Source organism: Dehalococcoidia bacterium (assembly GCA_041653995.1).
Classification (GTDB): Bacteria; Chloroflexota; Dehalococcoidia; order GIF9; family UBA5629; genus CAIMUM01.
The window spans coordinates 1,004,294-1,030,670 of record JBAZEK010000001.1 but is presented as its reverse complement, the minus strand read 5'-3'; the positions used below and the strand labels follow the sequence as shown (position 1 = coordinate 1,030,670).

At 53.0% G+C, this 26,377-nt stretch carries 22 protein-coding genes; 5 read left to right on the top strand and 17 right to left on the bottom strand.

Annotation, left to right across the window (positions count from 1 at the left end; genetic code table 11):
• Positions 1-15: 15 nt before the first annotated feature.
• The 5 genes from WC359_04980 to WC359_04960 form a co-directional block, all read right to left on the bottom strand.
• Positions 16-1,320, bottom strand: a complete 1,305-nt coding sequence (locus tag WC359_04980; protein ID MFA5399773.1) for a TRAP transporter large permease — start codon at positions 1,318-1,320, stop codon at positions 16-18.
• Positions 1,320-1,838, bottom strand: a complete 519-nt coding sequence (locus WC359_04975) for a TRAP transporter small permease subunit (protein ID MFA5399772.1) — start codon at positions 1,836-1,838, stop codon at positions 1,320-1,322. Before WC359_04975 ends, WC359_04980 begins: the two co-directional genes overlap by 1 nt.
• A 67-nt stretch (positions 1,839-1,905) precedes the next feature.
• Positions 1,906-2,967, bottom strand: coding sequence for a TRAP transporter substrate-binding protein DctP (gene dctP / locus WC359_04970; GenBank protein ID MFA5399771.1), 1,062 nt, complete (start codon positions 2,965-2,967; stop codon positions 1,906-1,908).
• 95 nt (positions 2,968-3,062) lie between these two features.
• Positions 3,063-4,268 (bottom strand): CoA transferase, encoded by a 1,206-nt coding sequence (locus WC359_04965; GenBank protein ID MFA5399770.1) that lies wholly within the window; start codon positions 4,266-4,268, stop codon positions 3,063-3,065.
• 12 nt (positions 4,269-4,280) lie between these two features.
• Entirely contained in the window at positions 4,281-5,525 is a 1,245-nt protein-coding gene (locus tag WC359_04960; GenBank protein ID MFA5399769.1) for a CaiB/BaiF CoA-transferase family protein, read from the bottom strand.
• 278 nt (positions 5,526-5,803) lie between these two features.
• Between WC359_04960 and WC359_04955 the strand changes: the two genes are divergently transcribed.
• Positions 5,804-6,697: an Lrp/AsnC family transcriptional regulator gene (locus WC359_04955; protein ID MFA5399768.1), complete on the top strand. Its 894-nt coding sequence runs from the start codon at positions 5,804-5,806 to the stop codon at positions 6,695-6,697.
• Between the two features lie 45 nt (positions 6,698-6,742).
• On the top strand, positions 6,743-8,032 hold the full coding sequence (locus WC359_04950; GenBank protein ID MFA5399767.1) for an MFS transporter: 1,290 nt from the start codon (positions 6,743-6,745) through the stop codon (positions 8,030-8,032).
• A gap of 27 nt (positions 8,033-8,059) precedes the next feature.
• Here WC359_04950 and WC359_04945 read toward each other — a convergent pair whose 3' ends face one another.
• From WC359_04945 to WC359_04930, 4 genes are all read right to left on the bottom strand, one after another.
• Positions 8,060-8,587, bottom strand: a complete 528-nt coding sequence (locus WC359_04945) for a nitroreductase family protein (GenBank protein ID MFA5399766.1) — start codon at positions 8,585-8,587, stop codon at positions 8,060-8,062.
• Between the two features lie 41 nt (positions 8,588-8,628).
• Positions 8,629-10,008 carry an MmgE/PrpD family protein gene (locus WC359_04940; protein ID MFA5399765.1) on the bottom strand — a complete coding sequence of 460 codons (1,380 nt, stop codon included), beginning with the start codon at positions 10,006-10,008 and terminating at the stop codon, positions 8,629-8,631.
• 65 nt (positions 10,009-10,073) lie between these two features.
• Positions 10,074-11,279, bottom strand: a complete 1,206-nt coding sequence (locus tag WC359_04935; protein MFA5399764.1) for a CoA transferase — start codon at positions 11,277-11,279, stop codon at positions 10,074-10,076.
• A gap of 12 nt (positions 11,280-11,291) precedes the next feature.
• On the bottom strand, positions 11,292-12,533 hold the full coding sequence (locus WC359_04930; GenBank protein ID MFA5399763.1) for a CoA transferase: 1,242 nt from the start codon (positions 12,531-12,533) through the stop codon (positions 11,292-11,294).
• Between the two features lie 202 nt (positions 12,534-12,735).
• On the opposite strand from WC359_04930, the gene WC359_04925 reads away from it, so the two are divergent.
• Positions 12,736-13,647 carry an Lrp/AsnC family transcriptional regulator gene (locus WC359_04925; protein MFA5399762.1) on the top strand — a complete coding sequence of 304 codons (912 nt, stop codon included), beginning with the start codon at positions 12,736-12,738 and terminating at the stop codon, positions 13,645-13,647.
• A 27-nt stretch (positions 13,648-13,674) separates the two neighbouring features.
• Here the strand turns inward: WC359_04925 and aspT are convergent, their stop codons facing one another.
• From aspT to WC359_04905, 4 genes are all read right to left on the bottom strand, one after another.
• Positions 13,675-15,357, bottom strand: a complete 1,683-nt coding sequence (gene aspT, locus WC359_04920; protein ID MFA5399761.1) for an aspartate-alanine antiporter — start codon at positions 15,355-15,357, stop codon at positions 13,675-13,677.
• A gap of 35 nt (positions 15,358-15,392) precedes the next feature.
• Positions 15,393-16,988 (bottom strand): bifunctional aspartate transaminase/aspartate 4-decarboxylase, encoded by a 1,596-nt coding sequence (locus WC359_04915; GenBank protein MFA5399760.1) that lies wholly within the window; start codon positions 16,986-16,988, stop codon positions 15,393-15,395.
• A 169-nt stretch (positions 16,989-17,157) separates the two neighbouring features.
• On the bottom strand, positions 17,158-18,063 hold the full coding sequence (locus WC359_04910; GenBank protein ID MFA5399759.1) for a hypothetical protein: 906 nt from the start codon (positions 18,061-18,063) through the stop codon (positions 17,158-17,160).
• 106 nt (positions 18,064-18,169) lie between these two features.
• Positions 18,170-19,051 carry a DMT family transporter gene (locus tag WC359_04905; GenBank protein MFA5399758.1) on the bottom strand — a complete coding sequence of 294 codons (882 nt, stop codon included), beginning with the start codon at positions 19,049-19,051 and terminating at the stop codon, positions 18,170-18,172.
• A gap of 128 nt (positions 19,052-19,179) precedes the next feature.
• Between WC359_04905 and WC359_04900 the strand changes: the two genes are divergently transcribed.
• Positions 19,180-19,464, top strand: a complete 285-nt coding sequence (locus WC359_04900) for a hypothetical protein (protein MFA5399757.1) — start codon at positions 19,180-19,182, stop codon at positions 19,462-19,464.
• Between the two features lie 30 nt (positions 19,465-19,494).
• Here the strand turns inward: WC359_04900 and WC359_04895 are convergent, their stop codons facing one another.
• The gene (locus WC359_04895; GenBank protein ID MFA5399756.1) at positions 19,495-19,656 is read right to left on the bottom strand and encodes a hypothetical protein; all 162 of its coding nucleotides are present in this window, start codon (positions 19,654-19,656) and stop codon (positions 19,495-19,497) included.
• A 15-nt stretch (positions 19,657-19,671) separates the two neighbouring features.
• Complete coding sequence (locus tag WC359_04890) at positions 19,672-20,334, bottom strand: DUF2284 domain-containing protein (protein MFA5399755.1); 663 nt, start codon at positions 20,332-20,334, stop codon at positions 19,672-19,674.
• Between the two features lie 99 nt (positions 20,335-20,433).
• Between WC359_04890 and WC359_04885 the strand changes: the two genes are divergently transcribed.
• Positions 20,434-21,444 (top strand): hypothetical protein, encoded by a 1,011-nt coding sequence (locus WC359_04885; GenBank protein MFA5399754.1) that lies wholly within the window; start codon positions 20,434-20,436, stop codon positions 21,442-21,444.
• Positions 21,445-21,482: 38 nt separating this feature from the next.
• Here WC359_04885 and WC359_04880 read toward each other — a convergent pair whose 3' ends face one another.
• Together WC359_04880 and WC359_04875 are read right to left on the bottom strand one after the other, a co-directional pair.
• The gene (locus tag WC359_04880) at positions 21,483-24,101 is read right to left on the bottom strand and encodes a hypothetical protein (GenBank protein MFA5399753.1); all 2,619 of its coding nucleotides are present in this window, start codon (positions 24,099-24,101) and stop codon (positions 21,483-21,485) included.
• Between the two features lie 64 nt (positions 24,102-24,165).
• Positions 24,166-26,343 carry an Ig domain-containing protein gene (locus tag WC359_04875; protein ID MFA5399752.1) on the bottom strand — a complete coding sequence of 726 codons (2,178 nt, stop codon included), beginning with the start codon at positions 26,341-26,343 and terminating at the stop codon, positions 24,166-24,168.
• Positions 26,344-26,377 lie beyond the last annotated feature (34 nt).

Genomic DNA, 26,377 nt, shown 5'->3' with positions numbered 1-26,377 from the left:
TTTGCGTCCTCCTGTTCAGTTGCGCATCATATTCGGCAGAACCGTTGCCACCTGCGGGAATAAGAAAACGATGAGCATACTGACGATTATCAGTGCGACAAACGGCGCCGTCCCAATTATTATTCTTTTCATGGGAATATCCGGAGCTATGGTCTTCATCACGAACAGATTCAGTCCTACCGGGGGAGTCAGGTTACCTATCATCATACACATCGTGACCAAAACTCCGTACCAGATAAAATCGATATTCAGAATCCTCATAACCGGGACCAGGGTGGGCAGGGTGAGCACCAGGATTCCGGCAGGATCGAGCAGGCAACCGAGCAAAATGAAAATAAACATGGTCAGTATCACAAAGGCGGTATTTGACATGCCGCTCTTGACTATGGTTTCAGCGATCAGTTGCGGTATGCCCAGGTAAGTAAGCAGATATGAAAATGTGAAGGCGGAAAAAAGGATGAAGATAATAAAACAGGAGATCCTGGCCGCGCTGAGCAGGACGTCCCGAAGGCTGTGCCAGGTCAGCTTTTTGTACGCGGCTGCGACAATTAAAGAGAGAAAGGCGCCCACACAGGCGCTTTCGGTTGGCGTACAAATGCCCGCGTAGATTGACCCCAGCACACCTATGACGATCAGTATGAATACCCAGATGTTCTTGAGCGATGCAAACCTGTCACGCCAGGTAACTCCGGTCATGGAAGGTTCAACATCCTGCGGCCTGAATTTGGCGTAGATCAGTATGAATATAATGAAGATTGCAGTGGTTACTATCCCGGGCAAGATACCTGCGATAAATAGTTTTCCGATGGACTCCTCGGTCAACAGGCCGTATATGATCAACATTGCGCTGGGGGGAATGATGATACTCAGAGTTCCGGCGGCTGCTATTATTCCGGCGGCAAAGCCGCCGTCATACCTGTGTTTGTTAAGCTGCGGCATAGCAGCCAGGCCTATTGTGGCTGTGCCACCGGAGCTGCTGCCGCAGCAGGCTCCAAACAACATGCCTGCAACTGCAGCGGTTGCCCCGAGGCCGCCGCGAACTTTATTAAACCATTTGCTCCCCGCATCGAAAGCCTGCTCCGCTACGCCGCTTTTGCTTAAGAGCTCCGCCATTACGACGAACATGGGAACCAGAACCAGTGCGGGGTCGGTGCCGAATTTATAGCTTATTACGGCTATTTGCGATAGTGCATTCGGCCCTATGAAAACCCAGATGCCCAGCAGGCTGCTCAGGCCGATGGCAAAAGCAATCGGCATACCGGCGATCACCAGTAAAATCAGAAATACGAACAGTAAGACCCCGATTATTCCAACATCCATTATATTTCTTCTTCCACGTTATTCGCCGGAGCCGGCAGTATGCCCGCTATTTCCCGGACAAGCAGTATGACGTATTGAAAAAGTAAAAAGAACAGACCGAAGGGGATCACTGCATAAAAGGGCCACAATGTTACTTCCAGCCTCGTCCTTGAAACCCAATATAGGCTGAAGCTGTCCCAGGCTAACACGGCACTCTTCCAGAGCCATAAGGTGACAAACAGGATTCCCAGTATATTAACAATGATTGCCAGTATTTTTCTGGGTTTCGGCTTCAGCAGAGTGGGGATCAGATCTATCTTGATGTGGCCGCCTGTCTCAAGTGTGTATGAGGCCGACAGGAAGGTGGCGGTTAACAACATGTACGAAGATATTTCCAAGGTCCACGCCGTCGGCATTCTAAATGCATACCGTACAACTACCTCATACACGGTTAGAAATATGATTATCAGGAATCCGATACCGGAGATGGACGCACAGAACCTGTTGAATTTACTTAGCGCAGGCTGTATTTTGACCATATTCATAACAGCTATTCAATCCCATACAATTTTTGTCGGGGGAACGTGTCCTGCAGGAACAAAACCGCTAATAACCCGCGCCGTATTTCCGGTATATATCTGTGAGCTGTTTGGCCTCAGGGCTGGATGCGGCGTATTTGTCCCAGATTGCCTGCGCCGGCGCTTTCCAGAGCTTCATTTCATCAGCGGTCGGGACATACACATTCTCTCCCATATCAGGTAATTCCTTGCGGCCTTTCTCAATATTTGCTGCGTTTACCTGCAAAACAACTTTCATGAATTCCGGAGTAACCTTGGCGATCGCTTCCTGGTCTGCGCTGGATATCCTGTTCCACTTGTCCTTATTGACATAGAACAGGAAGCCTCCGGTTCCGATGTCCAGGTCACAATAATACGGGGCGACCTCGGGCAGCTTAAAAGCCACCATCGATGGAACTGAAAGAAGCGTGCCGTCCGAGACACCGTATTGTATGGACTGGTACATCTCGGATGTCGGGAGGGTAACCGTACTGCATCCCCAACCGGATATCAACTCGTCCATGGCGCCTCCGGCGGACCTGATCTTGAGACCTTTGGCCTGGGACGGCACACGGACCTCCTTCTTTGTCGCCAGGCCGTATGCCGATGGGGCGCAGGCATACCAGTTAATGTGAATATTATATTTTTCAAAACCTTTCTGGATTATGGGCAGACCTTCCGCTGCCGCCGCCAGATTGCTATCGATGTCGGGTATTCCTACCCAGGGAAGCGCCCCCACATTGGCAAGGGGTACCTGGCCGACCACGTAGTTGATGACGGTCATAGCCGCATCCACGCTGCCGCTGTTTACCGCAGCCAGCTCTTCCGCGCCCGGACACAGCGATTCACCCGGATTCACAACGATTTTTACCCTGCCTTCAGTAGCTTGCAGGACCGCCGCGGCATATAATTGCGCTATAGTGGCGTATGTATTCCCCGCCGGGTACATGGTTGCAGCCACAAGAACGATCGGATCCTGGGCGGTTGCCTGAGAGGCACTATCTTCCGACGGTTTGGTTGTCTGAGCGGCGGGGGCCGCGGTGCAGGCAACCAATACGAACAGAATTACCATTGCCAGTGCCGATATGGTGACGATTGTTTTGTTTCTCATCGATACCCTCCATCTCTGTTGTTTTCATCGCTTTCTATCATTGTTTTTACACAGCCAAGTTATTTTCAAGTTTACTATAGTCACCTCCTTAAATATCAGGATCCTTCATTGGTTAATAATTTGAGTAACTCATCCTCTGAAAGAGATAAAATATCTGTGGCTATCATCTCCGTGTGCTCACCCAGGCAGGGAGCAGGCATATTGGGTTGCGCGGGCGTATCCGACAGTATCGCCGCCTCGCCCACGTGCATGCAATCACCTATTGCCGGATGCTGCATAAACCAGAAATGGTTGCGAGCTTTCAATTGAGGGTCTTCGCACACATCTTTAGCGCTCTCCACCGGGCCTGCCTGCACACCTGCTGCCTGCAGCAGGCTCATCACGCTTTCAGGCGTCCTGTTTTTCGTCCATTGTCCGACCAGGTCGTTAAGCTCCTCTTCGTTTTTCTTCCTGTTCTCTAACGTATTGAACTTTGGGTTGTCAGCCAGGGCAGGATCGCCTATGGCCGTGCAGAATGACTCCCATTCGGTAGTGGAGAATACTGCGATTGAGCACCATCTGTTATCCAGGCAGGGATAAACGCCGTGCGGCGTCGCATTGGGTGAGGTATTGCCGACACTTGCCGGCAGTCTGCCGTTAGCGGTGTAATCCAGCATGCCCGGCGCCAGGAACTGGATACCGGCTTCCAGCTGGGAAACATCAATAAATTGCCCTTCGCCTGTCTTGCCCCGATATCTCAGTGCGGCCATAATAGCAGCGATGCAGAAATAGGGAGTGACGAAATCATTGACCGGGCCATATGGTTGCACGCAATCCCTGCCCGGCCAACCGCTGAAGCTGTTAAATCCTGTCAGGGCTACCAGAACGTTACCTGACGTGGGCATCGGCGACATCGGACCTGTTTCTCCGAATCCCGAGGTGTTTAACATAATCACATCCGGATTGGTAACTCGTACTTTCTCATAGTCAAGCCCGAGTTTCTTCATCTTGCCGGGCACGTAGTTGGTGACAATGATGTCCGCCCAGTCCGCCAGTTTCCTGGCGACGTTAAGCCCGGTTGGGCTTTTAAGATTCAATGCGATACTGTATTTATTGGGATTGTAATAAGCGAAATAGGCCGAATTATCGGGACCGTTACCGTTTTTGAAAGGGGCGGAAGACCTGGTGAAACAGGGGCGTGTAATGGTTTCCACCCGCACAACTTTCGCGCCGTAATCAGCCAGGCATTTCGTCACCAGGGGACCTGCAATGACCCAGGTAAAATCAAGAACCTTTATTCCATCAAGCGCCAGCTTTCCCATACCTTTTTCCATTCAAATAATTTTGTTCAATTTAAATTCGTCGATTTTCTCCGGAGATAGGCCGAGCTCACCGTGAAAGACCTCCAGATTGTGCTCGCCGATTAACGGCGCCCTACGAATTTTAAGTGCAGGCATTGCCGCAAACCTCATGCAACCGGCAGGATACTTGATCACACAGCCGAGTTCCGGATGTTCCACATCCACCCAGAAATCTCTTGCCTTGAGCTGAAAAAAATCCGCCACATCCGCCGGATTCAATACCGGACAGATAGGCATGTGCCTTTTCAGGGCTTCCTTGAATAATTCCTGTTTGGTATATCGTAAAAAAAACTCGGCTACCGGGGCTTCGAGCTGTTCCCACTCTTCCTGCGTAAATTTGGTTACGTCAAAGTTATCCCAATCCATTTCCTCTCTCTGTTTAGTGGACAGGCCTTCTTCTTTTAGCCATTGAGCGAGTATTTTATTCATTACCGCTCCCGGCGCGCCCCCGAATATTACGAAATTTACGAGCCCGTCTTTGCACGGCCATGTTTGGCGCGCACGTGTGCCGCTGCCCAACCCCACTCTATATGCGCCTGACCTTTCCAAGACCATTCCATAAGTGAACCACAGAGAGTTTGCGTTTACCGTGTTCTTGACCATGCTCTGCTGCGCCGATACATCGACATACTGACCTTCGCCTGAGATGTCCCTGTGATACAGGGCAATTAAAGCGGCAACGGCCGCTTCACCGCCTGCGAACAAAGGCGATTGCGGTAAACTAACACGCAAAGGAGGACGGTCAGGATCGCCGCAGATATATAAATATCCGCTCATCGCCTGGACGATAATGTCTGAACCTGCGAATTTATTGTAGGGCCCGGTTTGCCCGAAAGGCGTGATGGACGCCATGATAATGCGCTGGTTGGCTTTCTTAAGCTCGGGATAGTCTAAACCGATCTCTTTCATGTATCCGACGGGATGGGATTCAACTATGATATCGGACCTTTTAACAAGCTGTTTGAAAAGCTCTCTTCCCTTCCCGGTCTTAATATCGAGGGTGATACCTCTCTTATTCAGGTTATAAGCAAACCAGGTCAGGCTTCTCTCGGGGTCAGGTATGTCATGATAAAAGGGGCCGATGTTGCGGGAGGTGTCACCCCCCGGCCTCTCAACCTTTATAACATCAGCCCCCAGCTCGGCAAGCATCCGTCCGCAGAGAAAACCGTTTTCGTCGGTCAGATCCAATACGCGTATGCCATCAAGCAGCGTTTTCATCAGGTCCCTTCTCTATATGAAATCAATTTAAATGGGAGACTGCTGTTATATTTTCTATTGTTAACCTGGAGGTTCATTGAATACGGGTCGATGCCTCCGGCCCTGTCTCCAACTCTGTACGCATGCATGTTATCATTAATTTCACGCATGTCAATGATATGTTTATCTTCATTAAATATTTTTATCATATTGATCAGTTAAATATAACTATTGATCATTTTATTTACAATACTTAGTTATATATGGTATTAATATCGATTATGTATCAATTAGATCAAATGGATAAGAAGATAGTGGACGCGCTGGCGATAGACGCTCATATGAGCAGTATGGAAATGTCCAAACAGCTCAATATATGCGCTCCAACTATCCGTCGAAGGGTAAACAGGTTAATAAAAGACGATATCATACGTATACAGGCGGTTCAGATAAATCGTGTAAAAACATCAATAACAGTATCTATTTTGCTCAAAGTGGAAAGCAAGGTCATTGCCCGGGCAGCTGATTTGCTGGCGAGTCAGAAAGAAGTGGGTTTTATAGTATTGACTGCCGGCTATTTTAATATCGTCTGCCTGTGCTGGTTCGAATCCGTAGAATCTTATTCCAGGTTTTTAAATACAGTGCTTTATCCGATGGAGGGCGTGCTCGATACCGACACTATGATTTGCACTGAATACAGGAAGTATGCGTTCATTAAAATGAACGGTGCTGCTAATCCTGTCAAACGGGCTAATAAACCGGTTGATGACATCGATATGATGATTATTGAATTATTAGAGAAAGATGCGCGTCAAAAAAGCACCGTGCTGGCCAAAAGTCTCAACATCAGCGCTCCCACCATCAGATGCAGGATAAACGACCTGTTGGACAATAATATTATTCGTATACAGGCTTTCCCAAACTTCCGCATGAGCAAAACAATAGCGGCTGTAATAGCTTTAAAAGTGGCCAACGGCGCAGTAGACCGTATAGCTGATTATTTATGTGATATGGCTGAAGCCAGGCAGGTTTTGTTATATACAGGCACTTACGATATAGGAGTTTGGGCCTGGTTCGAATCTATCCAGGCTTTTTCTGAATTTTTGAAGGACGTTATCAATCCTCTGGAAGGCGTCGAAAAAAAGGAGATCGCCATCCAAACAGAGATCAGGAAATGGGTGCATCAATGGTGATCATGCCTGCGCAGCTGCTGCTGTGCAGGAAGAGAGTTTCCCGCATTGAAATCAAGTGATTGTTCTCAAAATTTCCCCGGCGCACGGCCACCTCTTTTTTATGGTTGGGTCATTGTTATTGTTTGCTTCCTGCAGCAAGCGCTGCAAAACGGCATACAGTATAGTTTCGGAATCTTTTTTAAGCCCCTGGTTGCGGATTTCGGTTGGACCCGCGCTTCCCTTTCCGGCGTATACGCTTTATCAATGATCTGCGGAGGTTTATTCGCCATACCCGCTGGATGGCTGGCGGACAGGTTTGGCCCGGCTAAAATAGCCTTGATCTGCGGCACCCTGATCGGCCTGGGCCTGATACTGAGCAGCCGGATAACCGACCTGGTACAGCTGTATATTGCATATGGCTTTATTTTCGGCATAGGTACCGGCGGGGTATTTGCCATCAGCAGCGGCATCACCGCCCGCTGGTTCTACAAGAAACGTGGACTCGCGTTAGGTATTGTCTCGGCAGGCGTCGGTTTCGGCATTCTTATCATGCCGCCGTTAACCGAGTATTTTATCCGCGCCGTAGGCTGGTCGAGCTCTTATTTGATTGTGGGGATCACGGCCCTGATTATTTTTAGTGCTACCGCCCTGTTTTTACGGCGCGATCCGAAAGACATAGGATGCTTACCTTACGGCGCTGTGAAATCCGAACCGGTGGATACGGGCAGCCAGGGACAGAAATCATATCACCCGGCATTCGACGGCGGTATGACATTAGGGAACGCCTGTCGAACCCTGCCCCTCTGGTTACTTGTCGGCACCGCGGTTCTTGTTGGTGTCTGTACGCAAATGATCTTTTTGCATCTGGTGAACTACGCTACTGACATCGGGATATCCCCGCTGACGGCTGCAACGGTCATGTCCGTTATAGGCATCGGCGGCATCTTCGGCCGCATCCTGGTTGGAAGCGGATCGGACAGAATCGGTAATATGAATGCCATGATCCTGTGTATGGCGATACAAACTGCCAGCCTGGTCTGGTTAATTTTTTCCGGTGAGCTGTGGATGCTGTATGTTTTTGCTGCGCTATTCAGCTTTGCCTTCGGGGGAGAAATTCCTTTGCTAACGTTGCTGGTCAGTGAGCGATTCGGCCTCAGGGCAGTGTCGGCGCTGGTGGGATTAATGTTGCTTGCTTCACGAGTCGGAGCCGCCGTGGGTTCCTGGCTGGGCGGACAGATATTCGATGTTACCGACAGCTATACGATCGCTTTTATTATTGCATCAGCGGCCAGCACGACGGCAATGATCGCCGTAATTGCGATGAAGAAAATGAAAAAAAGCCTCTTAACCGTGTAACAACCGACGTCTTATCCGTACCAAACATCAGCCTGCTGCTCCGCCGGTCCAGCGATCATAGTGCACCCTCTCCTCCTTGAACCGGTCCTCACTATGAGGTTTTTCATCAGCATATCCAAGGGAAACGAATGCTATGGGAATAACGTGCGGCGGTATACCAAGCAAGCTTCTTGTTTTTTCTATGCGTTCCTGCACCGGGAATATGCCTACCCAGACAGCTCCCAACCCCAGGGTATGGGCAGCCAGCAGGATGCTCATTATGGCGGCAGAGCAGTCAAGCGGACCCCGTCCGGCGTTGAATTCAAAGGTCGGATCCTCGCAAACCAGTATAGCCAGGGCCGCCTGATCAAGCATATATGAGAACGTATGGATTTTAGATGCCTCACCGAGCGTCTTACGGTCTCTGATAACCACGAACTGCCACGGTTGTTCGTTAGCTGAAGAAGGCGCCGCCATTGCCACCTGTAACAATTGTTTCACCACAGCATCATCCACGGGCCTGTCAGTATATTTCCGGATGCTCCTGCGTGTCAGCAGGCATTCAATGGTGTCCATACACAACTCCCCCTGTTCGCAGATTATATTTGAGATTTCGTTTACTGGAATGATCCCGTGATTTCCCTCACATCCTTGACGGTCTCCAGCTCATTGAGAGTCTTCAAAATATGTGCCGCCTGCTCCGGAGATTTTGAATACGTGGCGCAATCCATAAATTTATTTATAACGTCCTCCAGCCGCATCGGATTGAGCGGATGACCAAACGGGTGGTCGATCTGACGGGTGTAAACAGCCGCCGATTTAAGTTTGATGGATACCTTGCCCGGTGCGAAGAAGGACTTGACCTCACCATAGCTGATATCCTCGGCCATTATTTTTTGAGCCAGCATCAATGCAACTTTATCGGTCAGTCCTTCTGATGCGAAGCTCTTGAGGCGGAGTCCTTTATTGGCGATGGCGGCGCCGACACAAAATGGCAGGCTGATCCTTGCTTCCGTGCCGGTCGCTGGTTTTTTCCTCTCTTCTCCGGCGTATCTTTTCTGTATTTCCGTAACATAAAGCGTGATCTGCTCGATGTCCGCGGGATTGATATCATGCTCGCGCGTCAGTTCAAGGGCAGCCTGGACGTGATTATGCATGATTCTATTGGCCGACCAGGCCTTTAAGCCCACGTTTACACCGTCATACCTCTTGCCTAAATCGCCTATCAGATAATCATTGTCATATTTTCCCTGGAAATATAAGTTGAAGAGTCCTGCGGGACCTTCGAAGCTCGTTTTTATCCCCGTAACTCCCCTCTGTGCCATCAGCGCTGCCAGGGCGGCCTGCATCCCGATGCTGCCCCCGTATAGTTCCCTTATTTTAGGATCTCCGGGGCTTAGGAATACCTCAAATGTGCCTGCGGCGGCCTGGTGAAAAGCGATGCCCAGGGCATCCACAATCCGGTCCCGGTCGAGTTGCAGTATTTTGCCTGCCGCTGCCGCGGCTCCGAAAACGCCGAGCACGGGAGCGGGCCGGAAGCCCAGCACTAAACCATCCTGCTTCCTTTTGATGGCGGATCCCAGCCTGCATATCAGATCGTTCCCCAGGGCGACGGAGGCGATGAACTCTTTGCCGCTCACACCGCCCCTCTTTTCGGCCAGGGCGAAAGCAGCCGGGACGGTGCACAGGGTAGGATGGACCCCGGCTTCATCGACTATATCGTCGTAGTCCAGGGCATGTGCCAGCACACCGTTGGCGAAAGCGGCCGACCAGGAAGGCAGCTTTTTATTAAATCCTATGACTGTGGACTCTTCATTGCCTCCTGCTTCCATGAAAAGGTCGATCACATTCAGGCTATCCTGCGATAAACCCGAGCCTGCCAGGATGCAGCCGAACGTGTCCAGTATGCATTTCTTGGTTATGTCCACGACTTCCGATGGAATGTCCTTAAAGGTAATACCGGCGATATTGTCAGCTAATGTATAACTTGCATCCATCCCATTCCTCGCTTTCACGGCGTACTTAATCGTAATTATCTATTTATCCGCTGGAGCTTTAAATATCAGCTTTCATCTGATAACAACTCAACAAGCTCTTGCTCGGACATATTCAGGAATTCGGTAGCTATAAATTCTGTATGTTCGCCCAGGCATGGGGCGGGCCTGAGTGGTTGGGCGGGAGTTTCCGATAATATGGCAGGCTCCCCAAAACTGATAGAATCCCCGATCACCGGATGTTTCATGCTCCAGAAATGGTTGCGCGCTTTGAGCTGCGGGTCCTGGCAGACATCCCTGGAATTCTGAACCACCCCTGCCTGTACGCCCGAGCCCTGAAGCGTATGCATTAGGTGCTCAGGACTATGTTTGATGGTCCATTGGCCAACCATTTCATTCAATTCATTCTCGTTTCTTTTCCTGTATGCAAAAGTGCTGAACATAGGGCTGTCCGCTGTCTCAGGATGACCCATGGCTGTACAGAACGCCTTCCATTCATTGTCGGAAAAAACGGCTATGGCGCACCATCTATTTTCGGCGCAGGGATAGACACCATGCGGAGCCGCCTCCGGAGAAGAATTGCCGACGTTTCCTGTTTGCCTTTTGTTAGCCGTGTAATCCAGGATGCCGGGCGCCAGAAATTGGATTCCCGCTTCCAGTTGTGACAGATCAATGGACTGCCCCCGGCCGGTTAATTTCCTGTGACGTAGAGCAGCCAGGATAGCAGGGAGGGCGAATGAAGGTGTGACAAAATCGTTCACGGGCCCGAACGGCTGCGTGCTGTCTTGTCCCGGCCATCCGCTGTAGAACATGAATCCCGTCAGGGCCACCAGTATCATTCCCGTCATGGGGATCGCGGCCATGGGCCCCGTCTGACCCTGTCCCGAGGTGCTGAGCATTATAATATCGGGATTTGTTTTTTTTACGCTCTCGTAATCAAGGCCAAGCTTCGCCAGTTTTCCCGGCACATAATTCTCTACTATGATGTCCGCCCAATCCGCCAGTTTTCTGGCCGTCCGCAGCCCCACCGGCTTTTTCAGGTTCAAAGAGGCGCTGTATTTATTGGGATTAAAGTAAGCGAAGTAGGTGGTATTGTCCGGCCCGACGGCGCGGTCCTTGAAGGGGCCTGATACCCTCAGAAAACAGGGACGCGCCATGGACTCGACCCTGACAACGGTTGCCCCGTAATCGGCCAGGCATTTCGTTATAAGCGGGCCTGCTATGACCCAGGTGAAATCCAGGACCTTGATGCCTTCCAATGGTAGTTTGCTCATAACACTTCACATTTAAATGACATTCAGCTTCTGCAGACGGGAGATCTCTGCGGCGGATAATCCAAGCTCGTCACGATATATCTGCAGATTGTGCTCGCCGACCAGGGGCGCTCTGCGCAGCCCGGGGTTGGGCGTTTCTGTGAACCTGATACAGCTTCCGGGATATTTGATTGAAGCGTCCAGCTCCTCGTGCCGCACTTCCGTCCAGAATCCCCTGGCTTCCAGCTGGGGATAAGCCACTAACTCTTGCGGTGAATGGACCGGGCAGATGCTGACCCTTCTTTTATTACCCTCGTCAAACAGCTCCTGTTTTGTATGTTTCAAAAAGAGCCTGGCCACCGGGGCCTCCATCTCCTCCCACTCTTCCTGCGTGAATTTGGATATATCGAAATCTTTTAACCTGTTTTCATAATCGGTTGGAATACCCTCTTCCTGCAGCCACTCCGCTAATCCCGACGATCCGGCCACCGACGCCAGTATTCCCGCGACAAAGAGGAAGTTTACAAATCCGTCCTTGCAGGCCCATGTCTGCCGCGCGCGCAAGTTTTTACCAAGACCGACTCTGAATGCTCCTGACCGCTCCAGTATCTCACCGTAGGTCAGCCATAGTGGAACGGCGTTTACGGTATTCCTGACCATGCTCTGTTGCGCCGAAACATCCACATACTGTCCTTCGCCGCTGTTTTCCCTGTGATAGAGGGCAACCATGGTTGCCGTAGCAGCTTCGCCGCCGGCATGAAGGTACGCCTGGGGAATACTGATACGCATGGGAGGCAGGTCGGGGTCCCCGCAAAGATGCAGATACCCGCTCATGGCCTGAACGACGATGTCCGAGGCAATGAAATCCTTGTAGGGGCCCGTCTGACCGAAAGGAGTGATGGAGGTCATGATGATCCGGGGATTCATTGCTTTAAGCACGACGTAATCGAGGCCTATTTGTTGCATATAGCCGACAGGGAAGGACTCGATGACAATGTCCGCCTTTTTAACTAACTTGAGGAAGATCGGCCATCCATTGTTTGAAGCGATGTCAAGAGTTATACCCCGTTTGTTCAAATTGTATGCAAACCAGGTCAGACTCTTCTCCGGATCAGGTTTATCCTGATAAAAGGGGCCTATCCTGCGGGAGGCATCACCTCCCGGTTTTTCAACTTTTATAACATCGGCTCCCATCTCGGCGAGTATACGTCCGCAGAGAGAGCCTTTTTCGTCAGTCAGGTCCAAAACCCTGATATCTTCAAGCACTGAGTTCATCTATCCCCAACTCGATAAATATATTATCGCTGCACTTTGCGCTTGGGTTAAATTATTGAAGGTATCTGCATAATAGCACTGTTTTTTCGCAAGTCAATGATTTGTTCATTAATATTTAGTAAAATTATTCAATTGATATGAAATATGAACAAATTGATCATTTCTTTTACAAAACAAGTAGTATATGATACTAATAACGACAATGAAGCACATAGATGATATCGACAAAAAAATAGTTGCCGCACTGGAGAAGGATGCCTCTATGAGTAGCAGAGAACTGGCTGAAGCGCTCGATATATGTGCGCCTACGGTTCGGCGCAGGGTTAACAGGCTGATCAGGGACGATATCATACGTATCCAGGCGGTACAGATCAACCGGGCCAGAACTTCACTTACCGTCGCAATATTATTGAAAGTTGAAAACAATGCCATTTCACGCACGGCTGATCTTCTGACAAAACAAGAAGAAGTGGGATTTCTGGCATTAGCCGCCGGCCGCTTCAACATGATAATGGTCTGCTGGTTTGTCACAGTGGAAGCGTATTCCAAATTTTTAAACACCGTGCTATACACGATGAACGGGGTGCTGGAGACAGACACTGCAATCTGTACGGAATACAGGAAATATGCGTTTGTTAATCTATCGCGGGCTGGAGGGATTGTTCAAACAACCGGCAAACCGGTGGACGACATCGACCTGAAGATTGTTTCTGCGCTCGAAAAGGATGCGCATCAGAGCAATACCCGCCTGGCTAAAAGCCTCAACATGAGCTCTGCCACTATCAGGCGCAGAATAAATAATCTGTTAAGTAATAACGTAATACATATACAGGCTTTCCCCAACGTTCGTTTGGGTAAAATGATCACCTCTGTAATAGCACTGAAAGTGGATAACGGCGCGCTAAACCGCATTGCAGACTACTTCTCCGACATGGACGAGGTCAGGCAGGTGCTTTTAACGGCCGGCAATTACGATATAGGCGTATGGGCGTGGTTTGAATCTATTGAAGCTTTCTCGGAATTCCTCAATAACCGCATCAATTCGCTGGAGGGCGTAGAGAAAAAGACCATAATAATCATGACGGAGATCAGAAAATGGGTGCATATGTGGTGATGGTTCTGAGCATATCCCCAGTCTTTCTCATGCCATGACGTTTATTATTACGCTGCCAAACACCGTAAGGATCACATTGCTGAAAGCGTAAGGTACTGCGTAGCCAAGGGCAGGAGCGGTACTATCGGCGTCTTCCTGTAGTGTGTTAAGCGCTGCCGTTATCACCCTTGCGCCGGAGACCGCTCCCAGCAACAATACGATGTTCATTTTCAGTATGTAGCGACCGAAGAGCAGGCCGAGTATGATTGGCAGCAGGGATAGTGCCACGCCCGCAAGGAATACACTCAATCCGGTGGTCTCGAAGGCCTGCACCGCTTGTACTGCGGCAGATACCCCTACACAGGCTATGAACAGATTAAGCCCCAGGTCAGAAAGCAGCCATTGTGCTCCCCCTGGAATCTGTCCGAAAGTCGGGTGTATCGAGCGCAACCAGCCAAAGACCAGTCCGGATACCAGCACGCCCCCACCCACTCCCAGCGTAATCGGCAGGTTACCCACGTGCAATACGATCAGTCCCAGCAATGTGCCGAGAACAATACCCAGGCCCAGCATAACGAGGTCGGTAATATTGGTGGGTCGTTCGGGGTAGCCGAGGTAGTTGATCACCCTCTCCACATCCTCTCTTACGCCAATTAGTTGGAAGACGTCGCACTTATGCACTTCGGTATCGCGGGTTATGGGAATTTCGTGGCCCTGGCGTGTTACCCTGCTCAGGAATATACCATGAGCCTGCTTGCTCTTGCTGAGTTCGCCCAACGTTTGGCCAATAACCTTCTTATTCAGGATGCAGACCTCCATAACCTCGCCTAAAACTTCAGCAATGTCGGCGATATCAATCTCAGGGCCTATCAGCCGTGGTGCCGCCAGCAGCGATTTGGCATTGCCTGACAGAGCGATCAGATCATCAGCCTGTATGATTGTATCGGGCTCCACCTTGATTACTCCGCTGTTACGCTTGATCCTGGTTACGTAAACCCTCTCGGGAAATAGAGACTCCAGCTGGCTGACTGTTTTAGCGGCTATGCCGCTTGCCGGTATTCGATAGGCGCGCAGCTCAAGCTGCCTGGACCAGGAAAACAGCTCCGGTTTATCCGCTGCAGCGGCGCCACCGTTCATCTGCTCTTCCAGCTTCCGGGCCTCCTGCTTCAAATTTATACGCATCATGCGGGGAACCATTTTCAGAAATACTATGGTACCGGCTGTTCCAAAGATGTAAGTAATGGCGTAGGCCACGGCTACATTGGCATCAAGCAATGTTTTCTGCGCTTCACTGACGGGCAATTGGGCAATGGCGCCTTCGGCCGTGCCGATGGCGGCCGACTGGGTCATTGAGCCGGCGAACAGGCCGGCCGTGGTGCCCTGGTCAAAATTCAGCAGCTTGCCGAGGAAGATTGCGGCCGCCAGTCCCGCAAAGCATACTATAAGCGATATCCAGAGATAGTTAAGGCCGTCTTTTTTCAGTGCACCGAAGAACTGCGGCCCCACCCTGTAACCGATGGCAAACATAAACAGCGCAAAGCTCACTGTTTTTAACAGAGGGGACACCTCTACGTTCATTTGTCCCAATACCAGCGCAGCCAACAGCGTACAGGTTGTGGCGCCCAGGCTTATGCCGAAAAATTTGATTTTGCCAAGAGCATAGCCAATGGCCATGGCCAGGAACAGGACAATCTCAGGGTTATTGCGGCAGATATTGACAATAAGTTCCACGTGAGACACCCCCTGTTTACGTCAGTGTAAAACGACTATGATTTACGCTTCGATTGCCGCCATTCGTTGTAGTATGTATCGAGAAGCTCGCTGATCTCTTTACCTATGGCCGAATAGGTAGCGTTGGGGAGGTTGGCCAGTGATACTCTAACCGACATCTCCGGCGCATCGAATCCGCCGCCATCCATCAACACAATGGATTTGTCCTCAGCCAGTCTCACCACGAAATCTATGGGCTGGTGCTTATTAACCAGGAAACGCGTGAATTCCTCGCCATAGCGTAGTCTGGCCAGCGCAGGAACGTCTATGGTGGTATAGTAATGAGCATCGTATTTGTTCTCCGGCGCCGGTACCCCCAGGGAGTCATAGAGCGTAGAAAACCTGTGCGCGACGATATATTGAGCAACTCTCTTGTAGACATTTTCCTTATCCAGCAGGCAGTAGAGTGAAAACAGCGCCATCATCACCTGCTGAGGGGTGGATAATCCGGCGGTATGATGCAAAGCCACCGATCTGCTGTCTGCCACCATTCGGTCTATCAGCTTCATTTTATCGGGTTCAAGCACTACGGTGCTGTAACGCTGGCGCAAACCGGCCCTTGTTTCACCGGGCAGAGCTGCAATCATTTTATCGAAGGCATTATCCTGGTGAATGCCAATGATCCCAAGTCTCCAGCCCGTGGCGCCGAAGTATTTGGAGAACGAATATACGAGTATGGTATTGCGCGGCGCAACGGCGGCAATAGACCGGAACCCGTTGACAAACGTGCCATATACATCATCGGTAAGTATGATCAGGTCTTTGCGTTTGGTACGCACTAAATCAGCGAGCATCTTCAGAGTAGAATCATCTATAGCTACCGATGTGGGATTGGAGGGATGCACCAGAAAGAAGGCCTTGACGGCCGGGTCGGCCAGTTTGTTTATTTCCTGCTCAGTATACTGCCAGTATTTATCCTCGTTCTGTTTTATCTCGAGCTCGACAAACTGATAGTCATTCAGCCTGGGTATCTCAATATAAGGTGTGAAGATCGGCGTACCGATAGCAATAGTGTCCCCTTTGTGTAATAGATGGTTCTCCATGAGGCTGGTGAAGATATAGTCCATAGCGGCCGTGCCGCCTTCGGTGGCGAACAGGTCAAAGTTACCTGGTGGAGGATTGCCCGCGAACATCTCCTGGTCAAGATATTTTTGTACTACCTTCTCACAGAACGACAGCATCCGGTCCGGCTCGGGATAATGGTCGCCCAAAATGCCATCTACCATTTCGTAGGTGAAGTCATCCTCGTCTATCGTGAGCACGTCCCTGATATAATCCAGTGACTCACGCAGCAATCTCGCGCCGGGTGAGGATTGATGCTGATCCAGGTAATGTCTTAACCTGCTTGCCGAGCCGGGCTTCAAAGGAGACATGCCCACGGCGGGCAAATCTACGTTGCGTAGAGCCTCTTCGTTGGCAAAAATACCCAATTCGTAGAAGGCTGATCGTGGCGTAACGGCTATCCAGTTTGGATTGCCCCGCCCGGCATTCATCATCATACGCTCATGGTTGGTACCTGCGATTTTAATGAGCTTATCTTTCAGCTCAAATGGACTGAGTTTCTCATAGCGCTTCTCATCAGACGGCTTCATACTGCCTCCCTTAATCAACTGTCGATCATTAATTCCGGTATTTGTTAATATCTTTTATACGTAACTCATATGGCTATACTTGCTGACCATATCACGTACATCCTCGCCTCTAATAGTCAGGATATTATTGCAGAAATTCTTTGTCAATGCGATGTCATATTGTGCTGGATTATTGTGCCGGTGCTACGAAGTTTAAACCATACTGCCTGGCGTGATCCCTGATAGTGTCGATAATCTCTGAAGCGGGCAGCATGATGTTAATAGTGGATTGCGGAGTTTGCTGCGGCCGTAGCTTTGCAAGCCAGAGGACATGCTCGTTTTGAGGAAGCCTGCCGAGCAGGGTTATCAGCGCATCCAATCCTGCCACCTGCACATGTACCCATCCCTCTGCGGAGACAATGTTTTCCGTGCTGATTATCTCTTCCAGTGTTTTTTCGCGGTTGGTGCCCGTAACCAGCGTGAAATGCCACAGTCCGTTAATCGGCCAGGAATACAGCTCGTATCCTTTGAGGGAATGCGGAAGCGTGTCCACAGGGTATTCCGATGTTATGACCGATAACTTACCGGCCTGTTGCAGCGACCCTATTACCTCCAGATTATTTCTGGGGTCTTCGCCATTGAAGTAAGAAGCCGATGGATAGCCGGGCTCGATTTTAATGACCCTTGAATCACTGGAGCCAAGCGGTTTCATTATGGTGATGCCGTCGAATGACTGGGACGATAACGGCGTCCAGAAGGCGCCCCAGTATATCGGTTGACGGTCGACGCAGACCATAAACGACCTGCCGCTGGTGGGGACATGCAGGCTGGAGACGCGAACGAAGACATCCGCAGTCAGTAAAATTTCATGCGTTATAACATTGTACGAGACGATGTCTTTGGTCGAGATGACGGGCTGCTCTGCGAGATCGACATGGCTCATGATCGGCATCTTTAAAGGGGGTATATCTCCTTCGGTGAGGTAAACGGCGAATCCCTCCGGGCCCGGCGCTGAGCAGCCGCCTGATATAAGAAACACACAGAGCATAATAAACGTGAGTTTTATATTAATGTGATCGTACAACCGTTTAATCATATGAGTCATCTCTCCCATGTCTTTTCCGCTTAACAGTATAGTATAAAAAGATTCTATCCTACTATTGAGGTAAGGGGAAATGTATATTAATGAGATAGCCGCAGTTTCAGGTATCCCTGGGAGTGGCGTGCACGGACCTCAGGTTGATGATGAGCATGGCTGCCACGATGCAGGCTCCTCCCAGCAGCGTCCTAAATGTCAACTGGTCTCCTCCGATAACGACGGCGAAAAATCCGGCAAACACGGGTTCCATAGTCATTACGATGGCCGCCCGCGTGGGTGATACCAGGGATTGGGCCCAGGTTTGCACGATGAAGGCAAGCGCTGTGGCAAATACCGCTGTAATTCCTATGGTTATCCAGACTTCTGTGTTTGGCGGCGGGGTAAAGCCGCCCGGCAGCGCGGCAATTAAGGAGATTACAGCCACAGTGGCGATCTGCAGGAAGGCAAAAGTATAAGGATCATAATAGGGGGACCATTCGCCCAGACCGACTATATGTATGGCGAAAAGTACCGCGCATGCAAGCGTTAGCAATTCGCCGGGGCCGACCGACCATCCGTTGAGGCTGAGCAGGGCCACTCCGATGGTGGCCAGCGCGACCAGCAGCCAGGTTTTACCGTCTGTTTTATGTCGAAGGATGATCCAGGCCATGACCGGCGTCAGCACCACGAACATGCCGGTGATAAATCCGGACACCGCCGCGGAGGCATACAGCAGACCGTAAGTCTGCGTGATATAGCCGAGCCCGAGCGCGACGCCGAGCCCGGCGCCGCGCAGCAGTTCCTGACGTGTGATACCGCGCAGGCATTGCGGCCGGATTACAAGCATTACCAGCGCAGCGGCGGCGAAGCGCCAGGCCATGAAATCCATGACCGGCATCAGTTCGACAGCCGCCTGTACGATGGTAAAAGTGTAGCCCCAGACCGCGGTAATTACTACCAGCGCGGCCAGCGCCAGAAACGGCGACGATCTCCAGTTTGCCAGCATATTAATCCGTATATTCTATAGCATCGGTCGTTTATATTCAGGGCCGATGTATCAGGATACTGCGCTGTAATAATAAAATAAAATCTGTCATAATAATATGCCATTACATCAAGCAAGGAGGAGGCACCATGTGCTGTTTTGTCACGCTTTTCCTGTTGATCGGTCCGCGCTTCGCACTCGTCTGCATGTGGCTGTTCTCAGATATGGTTACCAGGGTTTTCGGCGCCAACTTCATCATTCCGCTGCTGGGAATAATCTTTCTTCCCTATACGGCGTTATTCTATGTAATCGTCTATCTGTATATGGGCATGGCCAATCCCTTCGCCTGGGCGCTGGTCATACTGGGGTTCATCATTGATATCTCCGCTTACGGCGGTGGATGGTGGGGCAACCGCGGCCGCCTGCGCAGGTAATCGTCTCGTGGCCGTAAATCAGCTTATGGGCTAATCAGGCTTGCCCGGATTCAGCCTCTTAAGTTCCATTAATATCTCGCGCAGCAGCAGCAGCTCCAGCCGCCGGTAGGTGATATCGCTCGCCAGCTTGCCCCATGTCTTGGGATCGTCCGACAGGAAATCCTCGGTTATCTCCATTGCGCTTCTGGCCATATCATCCTCCTTGTTTCAGTCGATCAGCACCAGCCCCACGGAGGTGGCGCAGGGGATCTCACTGGCCTCGCCCAGCAGCGGGTAGGCGTTCCATCCAACCTTGCCGATGATGTCCACCACGTCGATGCCCAGCGCCTCCATGGCCGGCCTGGATCTGAGGGGAAAGCGGCACCTGCCGCTGTCCTTGAACTGGCAGACCAGGCCGTGGCAGAGGTAATCCTTGCAGGACCCTCCACCCAGACCCATAGCCAGCGCATATCCGTGCTGGTAGGCCAGTCGCTCGATCTCGTAAATGATTTTTGCGGTCTTCGCGTGAAAGAGCAGGCTGCGGTCGGTGCCGCCGCTGTCCTTGGATTTGCCCGGCGCATAGTCCTCCAGAGGCTCCACCAGCGTTTTAATCAATATGCCGTAGGAGTATCGGGCAAAGGCTTTTCTGACAAGGTCGAGGTCGGGCGCGTTGGGAGGACAGTTCGGCGTCTCGCCGGCCCGCAGGCAACGCGGTATTAAACATTTCAACCTGACGCGCTCATCCACCACCAGTTGGTCGGCCCGTATGATCTCGGCGCCCGCCGCACCCAGCTCCAGCGCCCTGGTCCGCAGCAGCTCCAGGTCAGCCTTCAGTTTACTCTTCTCTGTTTTAATCGACAGAGGAATAGCCTGATAATTCTTTTTCTGCATATGTCTGATGCTCCTTGTACAGATTTTAACACGCCGCCGCCGCCCGTTTATAGCCATAAGAAAGGGGTTGCGCTAAACTTTAGGTTGTGGAGGAAATACATGCCCAAGTGGCCTGACCTGGCAGCCGGCTTCAAACTACTGCGCGAAGTGGACCTCAATGCCATCCGCCGGCAGGCTGAATCACCCTTTCATCTAGCCGTGCTGGGTGGAGAGGATACGGGAAGATCTTTACTGATTAGCCAGTTGCTCACCGGGCCGCGCTCGCAGGAGAGTGGAATTATAGCCAGGGTGAGTGAGTGCAGCCTCAATGCCGAGATGCCGCTTGGCGCCTGCACTCTGGCTATACTGATGGTTGGCGGCAGCGATGATTGCGCCCGGGAGAGAGATGTCTTTAAACAGCTGCGGCGCGATAAGATCCCCGTAGTCGTCTGTTACGGCCGGAGCGATCTGCCGCAGGACGGAGATGTTATTTCGAAAGATGCGCGGGATTGGTGGGATGCGGAGACGGTGGTTGCGAATCCAGGCGACCGTCAGTCGCTTACCGGAGTGCTGGCGCCGGCCATATTGCGCGCCTGCCCCGGGCGGGAGGTTCAGCTTGCGCGAAACGTCCCCATGTTGCGCGAAGCCGTCTGCCGCAAACTGATCGATGATACATGCCTGGTCAACAGCACTTACAGCCTTACCACGGGCCTGGCCGAGATCAACATATTTCTCGACCTGCCGCTCAACATAGCCGACATGGTGATCCTGACCAAGAACCAGGCCCTCATGGCCTATAAGATATCCCTCGCCATGGGATTGACGGCAGACTGGAAGGAGACCGTGCCCAAGATGAGCGCCGTGATAGGCGGCGCGTTTCTCTGGAGACAGCTGGCCAGGATGCTGGTCGGGCTGATACCGGCATGGGGCATCATACCCAAGATCGCCGTGGCTTACGCCGGCACCTATACAATCGGGCAGGCCATTTACCAGTGGTGCGCCAATGGCGAGAAGCTCAAATCACAGAACCTCAGGGCGATCTATCTTTCGGCACTCAAGCGTGGACGTGAGGCGGCACAGTCCGTGATCGCCAGGCGTAAAGCCCTGCGGCACCCGCAGCCCGGAGCGTAACACGAGAACGGCATCACCGCTTCCGTGATGGAGAGACGCTAAATACGCCTGCGTGAGATCGACGTCGCGATCAATACTATGATCAGCACGATGACCAGTATGGCCACCAAGGCGCATATCCATAGATAGATGTCGTTGGCGAAAAGCGCGGCCAGGTTGAGCGTGCCGTTATCAGCGGCGCCGGACTGCGCAGGCTTATCGGGTGGTGGTGTTGAGGAGGGCGGCGCCGTGGTCGCCGGCGGAGACTGTATGTTTTCCGATGGCCCCGGTGCAGGCGTCCCGCGAATTTCAGTCTGCTGCGCAGGTGTTTGGGGTACTACGGGAAGGGATGGCCCGGGAGTGACATCTTGTTGTGCAGGCAATGGAGTCGGCAGGCTGTACCTGGGTGTGGGGGAGAGACAGTCGCAGAAGGTCCACAGCCTTCCCGTGCCCGCCGCATAATCATAAGGCCTGTTGTCTATAGCCCACAGGTTTACGCCCGATGACAGTTTTAGCGACACAGGCTCCCGCGTTAAAGCCACTCCCGCCGGCAGTCCCGTGGTCAGCACGTCCCATTCGATATTGGGAGGTCCCAGAGCTTCCGCATACAGGGTCCTGTCTACGGAAGACCCGCCCGCAACGGAGGAGGCGCCGTAGAGCGTGCCCATCTGGGCCAGGCCCCAGAAGCCGGACGAGGGCGCTGCCATGATGTCCCAGTCGCGGCTGTAGCCGACAAGCCAGTAGTAGATATCGCTGTCGGCCGCGTCGCCGGCAGCGTATATCAATGCGGTGTGCCTGTAATCTAAGATTGTGTGTACATTGCCCGGGGACGGCAAATCTGTTGTAACAGTGAACTGGCCGACGCCGGACGAAGCGGCCACCCTGCTGTCGGAGCTGTTGCCTCCCACCACCACAATGCCGTTGGGCGCGGCGAAAATAGTGTGGCAACCTCTCAGTGTGGTGGCCGCCTGCTGCGACCAGTGGGGTGTCGGCGCTGACGCGTTTGCCCTGCGCATGGATGTAGCGGAGAGAACATACAGATAGCGCGTATCATCGATGGTGGTGACCGATAAGTCGGTCACATTCATTGCCGGAAGCTGCGCCTTCCAGGTCTGTCCGCCATCCTGCGACTGGCGCAGATCGTCCGTGCCGCGCGAGGACATAAAAATCGCCCCATCGTTACCGTAATTGCTCATGCGCAGTATGATATCGTTGCGTGCCGCGGGCAGGCAGAGCACGCGCTCCCACGATTTGCCCGTGGCCGATCCACCTGAGCGCCAGACGCTGTCCAGGCCTGCGCCGGACTCATTGATCGAGGCCAGGTAGATCGTGCTTGAATCCGCCCTGACGGCCACGTCAGAGAGGTAGCTTATCTGTGTATCGATGAGACTATGTTGATTCCAGGTCTTCCCGTTATCTTTACTCAGTGAGAAGGCCGATTCGTCAAGGGGTGCGCCGGTGAGGTATGCTACCGGCCAGGCGGCCGCGCTGTTGAGTTGTGCCGATGCGGTTCCGCAGTAGGCGAGGCTGCCTTCAGGTGACCACATCACAATGGCATTGCCGTAGCTGGAGGCGCCGGCGCCGGTAGGCGGTTTTTCGGTCTGGTACCAGCAGGCGGTAGGACAGGTCATGGGAGTGTCGGTAAACCATGTCAATACGGTGCCCTGTGCGGCGTCCCCTGTGACCGCTCCTGCCAGCAGCTTGCCGCCCGAATAGGTGCCGTAATAGGCTATGCTGGAGATGCGGCGGTTGGGTTGCGAGGCCATTAGCTGGTAGACCACGATGTCGTCCACCCTGAATATGCCGGCATTGCCGCCCGGAGCGTCGATGCTCAGGTAGGCCCGGCACAATGCGGGGGCCTGTCCCGAGTAATCCGCCGTGAGCTGAAGACATCCGCTGACTACCTGCGCGGCTCCGGGTGAGCCGCCTGCCCCGCTTACCGTTATCTCGGGAGGATTGCCGCTGAAGACCGTAGCCCAGTCGGTCGTATTGGCGTTCAGATCATGTATGCCCGCATTGAAGTAGGTGCCCGCCGCCGTGGAGTAGAGCACGGCTATGGAAGGGTCTGCCCGGTAGGACGATGGAAAGCGAATGGAGAGCACGTCCCCGCCGAACCCCTGTGCGGCCCAGGCGCCGCCCATACTGCCGACCTTGTATATATAGACTTCGCCTGCCCCGCCTGAACGGGTGCCGGCTGCGATATCGCAAATTCCGTAAATAGGGGATATGGCCAGAGCGCCGATATCGGATGCAGCAGGGAAAGCAGTGTCGTTCCAGGTCTGCCCTGCGTCCTGCGAGACGTAAACCTGCCTGGGGCGGTTTCCCGAACTGGTTACCGCAGCGACAAACTGAGAGTTATCGGGAGAAATTGCGATATTCCAGGCGGGAAGCTCGGCCCCGGCTGCCAGCAGGTTGCCGCCGATCTCCAGCCAGCTCGCGCCCGAGTCGTCCGATCGGTAAAGCCGGCTCTGCGATGTATCGGAAGCGTAAAAAGTGCGACCGTCCCTGGACTGAGCCAGGAAGTTGATTTCGCTGGGGCTGGCCACGACGTTGAACTGGTTGCCTGGCGTGTCCACCGCGCTCCAGATCATGCGTCCGGCCTGCGCGGGCACGGATAAAAGCGAGAGGGACAGCGCCAGGGACAGTGCCGCCAGCGACGGCCCGACCATGCGTTTCATGAGATTAAACATCGGCTACTGATGATTATAGAACGTTTCAGCCGGGCGCGCAGTTTATGGCTGCTCAGGCCGGCAACTGGTCGGAAGGTATGATCTGCGATGCAGGGATATTGATCTCGGGCATCCCGTCGGTGTAGTGCGGGATGGGTGGCTTAAGCGGCTGTTTGGGCCCGTAGTTGATATCCTCGCTGATGGTATCAATCAAGCTGTAGACGATCTCGGTAACGCCCTTGTGCATGCCCTTGTGCCCCAGCGGCAGCTTGCAGATATGCAGTTCCCATTCGTTGTATGACTCGCGCGTCCAGGTTACCGTCCTTCCGCCCGCCATAGCTGCGCTCTTCTTGTCGCCCGGTATCACTGTAATGGGCTTGATAGCGGCGTTCTTCCACTGCGTAACGACGGTGCGCAACAGCTTCTTGGAGGTCGAGCCGCATTCCTCCACGGTCGACTCTTCCTTTGCCGTGGAGTCGACGGCGCCGGCATATTCAGGCGCGGGCAGTTCCTTCTTATCGATCATGGTGGCCATCTCGGGCAGCTCCTGCAGGGTCGGCGCCGGCAGCTCACGGCCCTGGGACAGCTCATCCTCGTATTTCTGCAGCAACTCGCCGAATTTCTCCATGAGCTGTTCGCGCGTGCTCTGCGGCCTCTTGAGACCTTCTCCGATCATAACCACCGTTGTCTGCGGAGGTATAGCGGCCGGTGGCGGCTGCAGGGGTGGTGGGGGCATAGTGGGATAAGGCGGGTAATAGACCGGAGGAGGAGGAGGTGGCGGTGGTGGTTGTTGTACCTGTGTAGCCCAGGGGTTGACCGGCTGCGGCACGCGGCCGCGTCGGGTCAGGGCATAGATGCCGTAGATGAGCCCGGCGATCACCAGCACGGTTATGGGTATTGTAACCGCCGGCGTCGAGTAATCGGGATCCCACTGCACGGTAACGGTCTTCGGCCCCTCTATAAGCGCGGAACCCGAGGTGAGCAGCGCCCTGAATTTGCCGCCGAAGAAGCCGGCGATTCCGGGCATGGCCACCTCTTCCGGGGACACACTCCATTTGACGGTGCTGCCGGCCTTCTGCCATCCTCCCCCCGTTGTATTGCCGTATTTCGAATCCACGGTCAGCCTGTAATACATATCGTAGGTCGCAATATACTTGCCGGCTGCCTCGACCACGGTGTTGAGAGTAGCCGAGCTGATTTTTTCACCTGTCGGCGTCACCCAGTAGGCGAACCTGTACTGGGATTCGGCGTCCCTGGCCACCTCCTGCGGCGCACTGACGTTGAGCGGCTTGCCCTCGCGGTGCCAGCCGGACCCGCTCATCGATGCTATGCCCGTGGGGCTGCTGGTGATCTCGATATCGTATTCGGGATAGTACGTGAACAGCAGCTGACTGATCCCGCCGCTGACGGAGGCTGAGTTGGACTCCGCCCTGTACTGGATGTCGGTCCGTCCCGACGGCGTTACTATATTGTCCACCGATATTATCGATGTTGTGTCGGGATCCAGCCCGGTAATCTTGTACGATTCGCCACCCCGCAGCGTGGCCCTGGGCGTATTGTTCATGTAGACACGGGTCTGGCCCTCCTCCAGGCCGGAAGAGATGCTGACGGTCACATCGTAACTTCCTCTCTCAACGGTCAGTGTGAAAGTCTGCTGCGCGGTGGAGCTTCCCGCCGTGGCTGTGACCGTGATGGAATAGCTTCCCGACGTGCCGCTGGCGGGCGTGCCCGATATCTGGCCGTTGTTGAAGGTAAGTCCGGACGGCAGCGTGCCGCTGGTCATGGCATAGCTGATGGTGCCGGTGCCCCCCGTGGCGACGATGCTGGCCGAATAAGCCTGCCTCACGGCCGCCGTGGGTATACTGGTGGTGGAGAAGATCAGGGCGGGTACGGTTATATATATGATGTAGGATTCGGTAGTACTGCCCCAGGTGGCGTCGGTGACGGTTACATCTATAGAGTAAGTGCCCGCTGCTGTTGGTGTTCCTGTGATGGTCCTGCCGGAGGCTACCAGACCCGGGGGTACGCCGGATATAGACCAGACAGGCGAGGAACAGGTGGTGCTGTTGCATGTGGCTGTGAAGCTGGTGCTATAAGATGTACCCACCACTCCGTTAGGCGGTGAACCATAGATGACGGGCGGCGCCGCATCAGCCCTGCCGTAAAACAGGCCGAAACTGAGGCAGGCTAAAATAAGGCAAACGCACAGGTACCTGACGGTCGCGGCAAGGATACGCCTGTAGCTGTTCACTCGATCTTAATCCGTATGGCCGGGGGCATTTATA

Bases quoted from the DNA above. Each gene is read 5' to 3' on its own strand.
- WC359_04980 (MFA5399773.1), bottom strand. From the start codon at position 1,320: ATGGATGTTGGAATAATCGGGGTCTTACTGTTCGTATTTCTGATTTTA.
- WC359_04975 (MFA5399772.1), bottom strand. From the start codon at position 1,838: ATGGTCAAAATACAGCCTGCGCTAAGTAAATTCAACAGGTTCTGTGCG.
- dctP (MFA5399771.1), bottom strand. From the start codon at position 2,967: ATGAGAAACAAAACAATCGTCACCATATCGGCACTGGCAATGGTAATT.
- WC359_04965 (MFA5399770.1), bottom strand. From the start codon at position 4,268: ATGGGAAAGCTGGCGCTTGATGGAATAAAGGTTCTTGATTTTACCTGG.
- WC359_04960 (MFA5399769.1), bottom strand. From the start codon at position 5,525: ATGAAAACGCTGCTTGATGGCATACGCGTATTGGATCTGACCGACGAA.
- WC359_04955 (MFA5399768.1), top strand. From the start codon at position 5,804: ATGGATAAGAAGATAGTGGACGCGCTGGCGATAGACGCTCATATGAGC.
- WC359_04945 (MFA5399766.1), bottom strand. From the start codon at position 8,587: ATGGACACCATTGAATGCCTGCTGACACGCAGGAGCATCCGGAAATAT.
- WC359_04940 (MFA5399765.1), bottom strand. From the start codon at position 10,008: ATGGATGCAAGTTATACATTAGCTGACAATATCGCCGGTATTACCTTT.
- WC359_04935 (MFA5399764.1), bottom strand. From the start codon at position 11,279: ATGAGCAAACTACCATTGGAAGGCATCAAGGTCCTGGATTTCACCTGG.
- WC359_04930 (MFA5399763.1), bottom strand. From the start codon at position 12,533: ATGAACTCAGTGCTTGAAGATATCAGGGTTTTGGACCTGACTGACGAA.
- WC359_04925 (MFA5399762.1), top strand. From the start codon at position 12,736: ATGAAGCACATAGATGATATCGACAAAAAAATAGTTGCCGCACTGGAG.
- WC359_04915 (MFA5399760.1), bottom strand. From the start codon at position 16,988: ATGAAGCCGTCTGATGAGAAGCGCTATGAGAAACTCAGTCCATTTGAG.
- WC359_04910 (MFA5399759.1), bottom strand. From the start codon at position 18,063: ATGATTAAACGGTTGTACGATCACATTAATATAAAACTCACGTTTATT.
- WC359_04905 (MFA5399758.1), bottom strand. From the start codon at position 19,051: ATGCTGGCAAACTGGAGATCGTCGCCGTTTCTGGCGCTGGCCGCGCTG.
- WC359_04900 (MFA5399757.1), top strand. From the start codon at position 19,180: ATGTGCTGTTTTGTCACGCTTTTCCTGTTGATCGGTCCGCGCTTCGCA.
- WC359_04895 (MFA5399756.1), bottom strand. From the start codon at position 19,656: ATGGCCAGAAGCGCAATGGAGATAACCGAGGATTTCCTGTCGGACGAT.
- WC359_04890 (MFA5399755.1), bottom strand. From the start codon at position 20,334: ATGCAGAAAAAGAATTATCAGGCTATTCCTCTGTCGATTAAAACAGAG.
- WC359_04885 (MFA5399754.1), top strand. From the start codon at position 20,434: ATGCCCAAGTGGCCTGACCTGGCAGCCGGCTTCAAACTACTGCGCGAA.
- WC359_04880 (MFA5399753.1), bottom strand. From the start codon at position 24,101: ATGAAACGCATGGTCGGGCCGTCGCTGGCGGCACTGTCCCTGGCGCTG.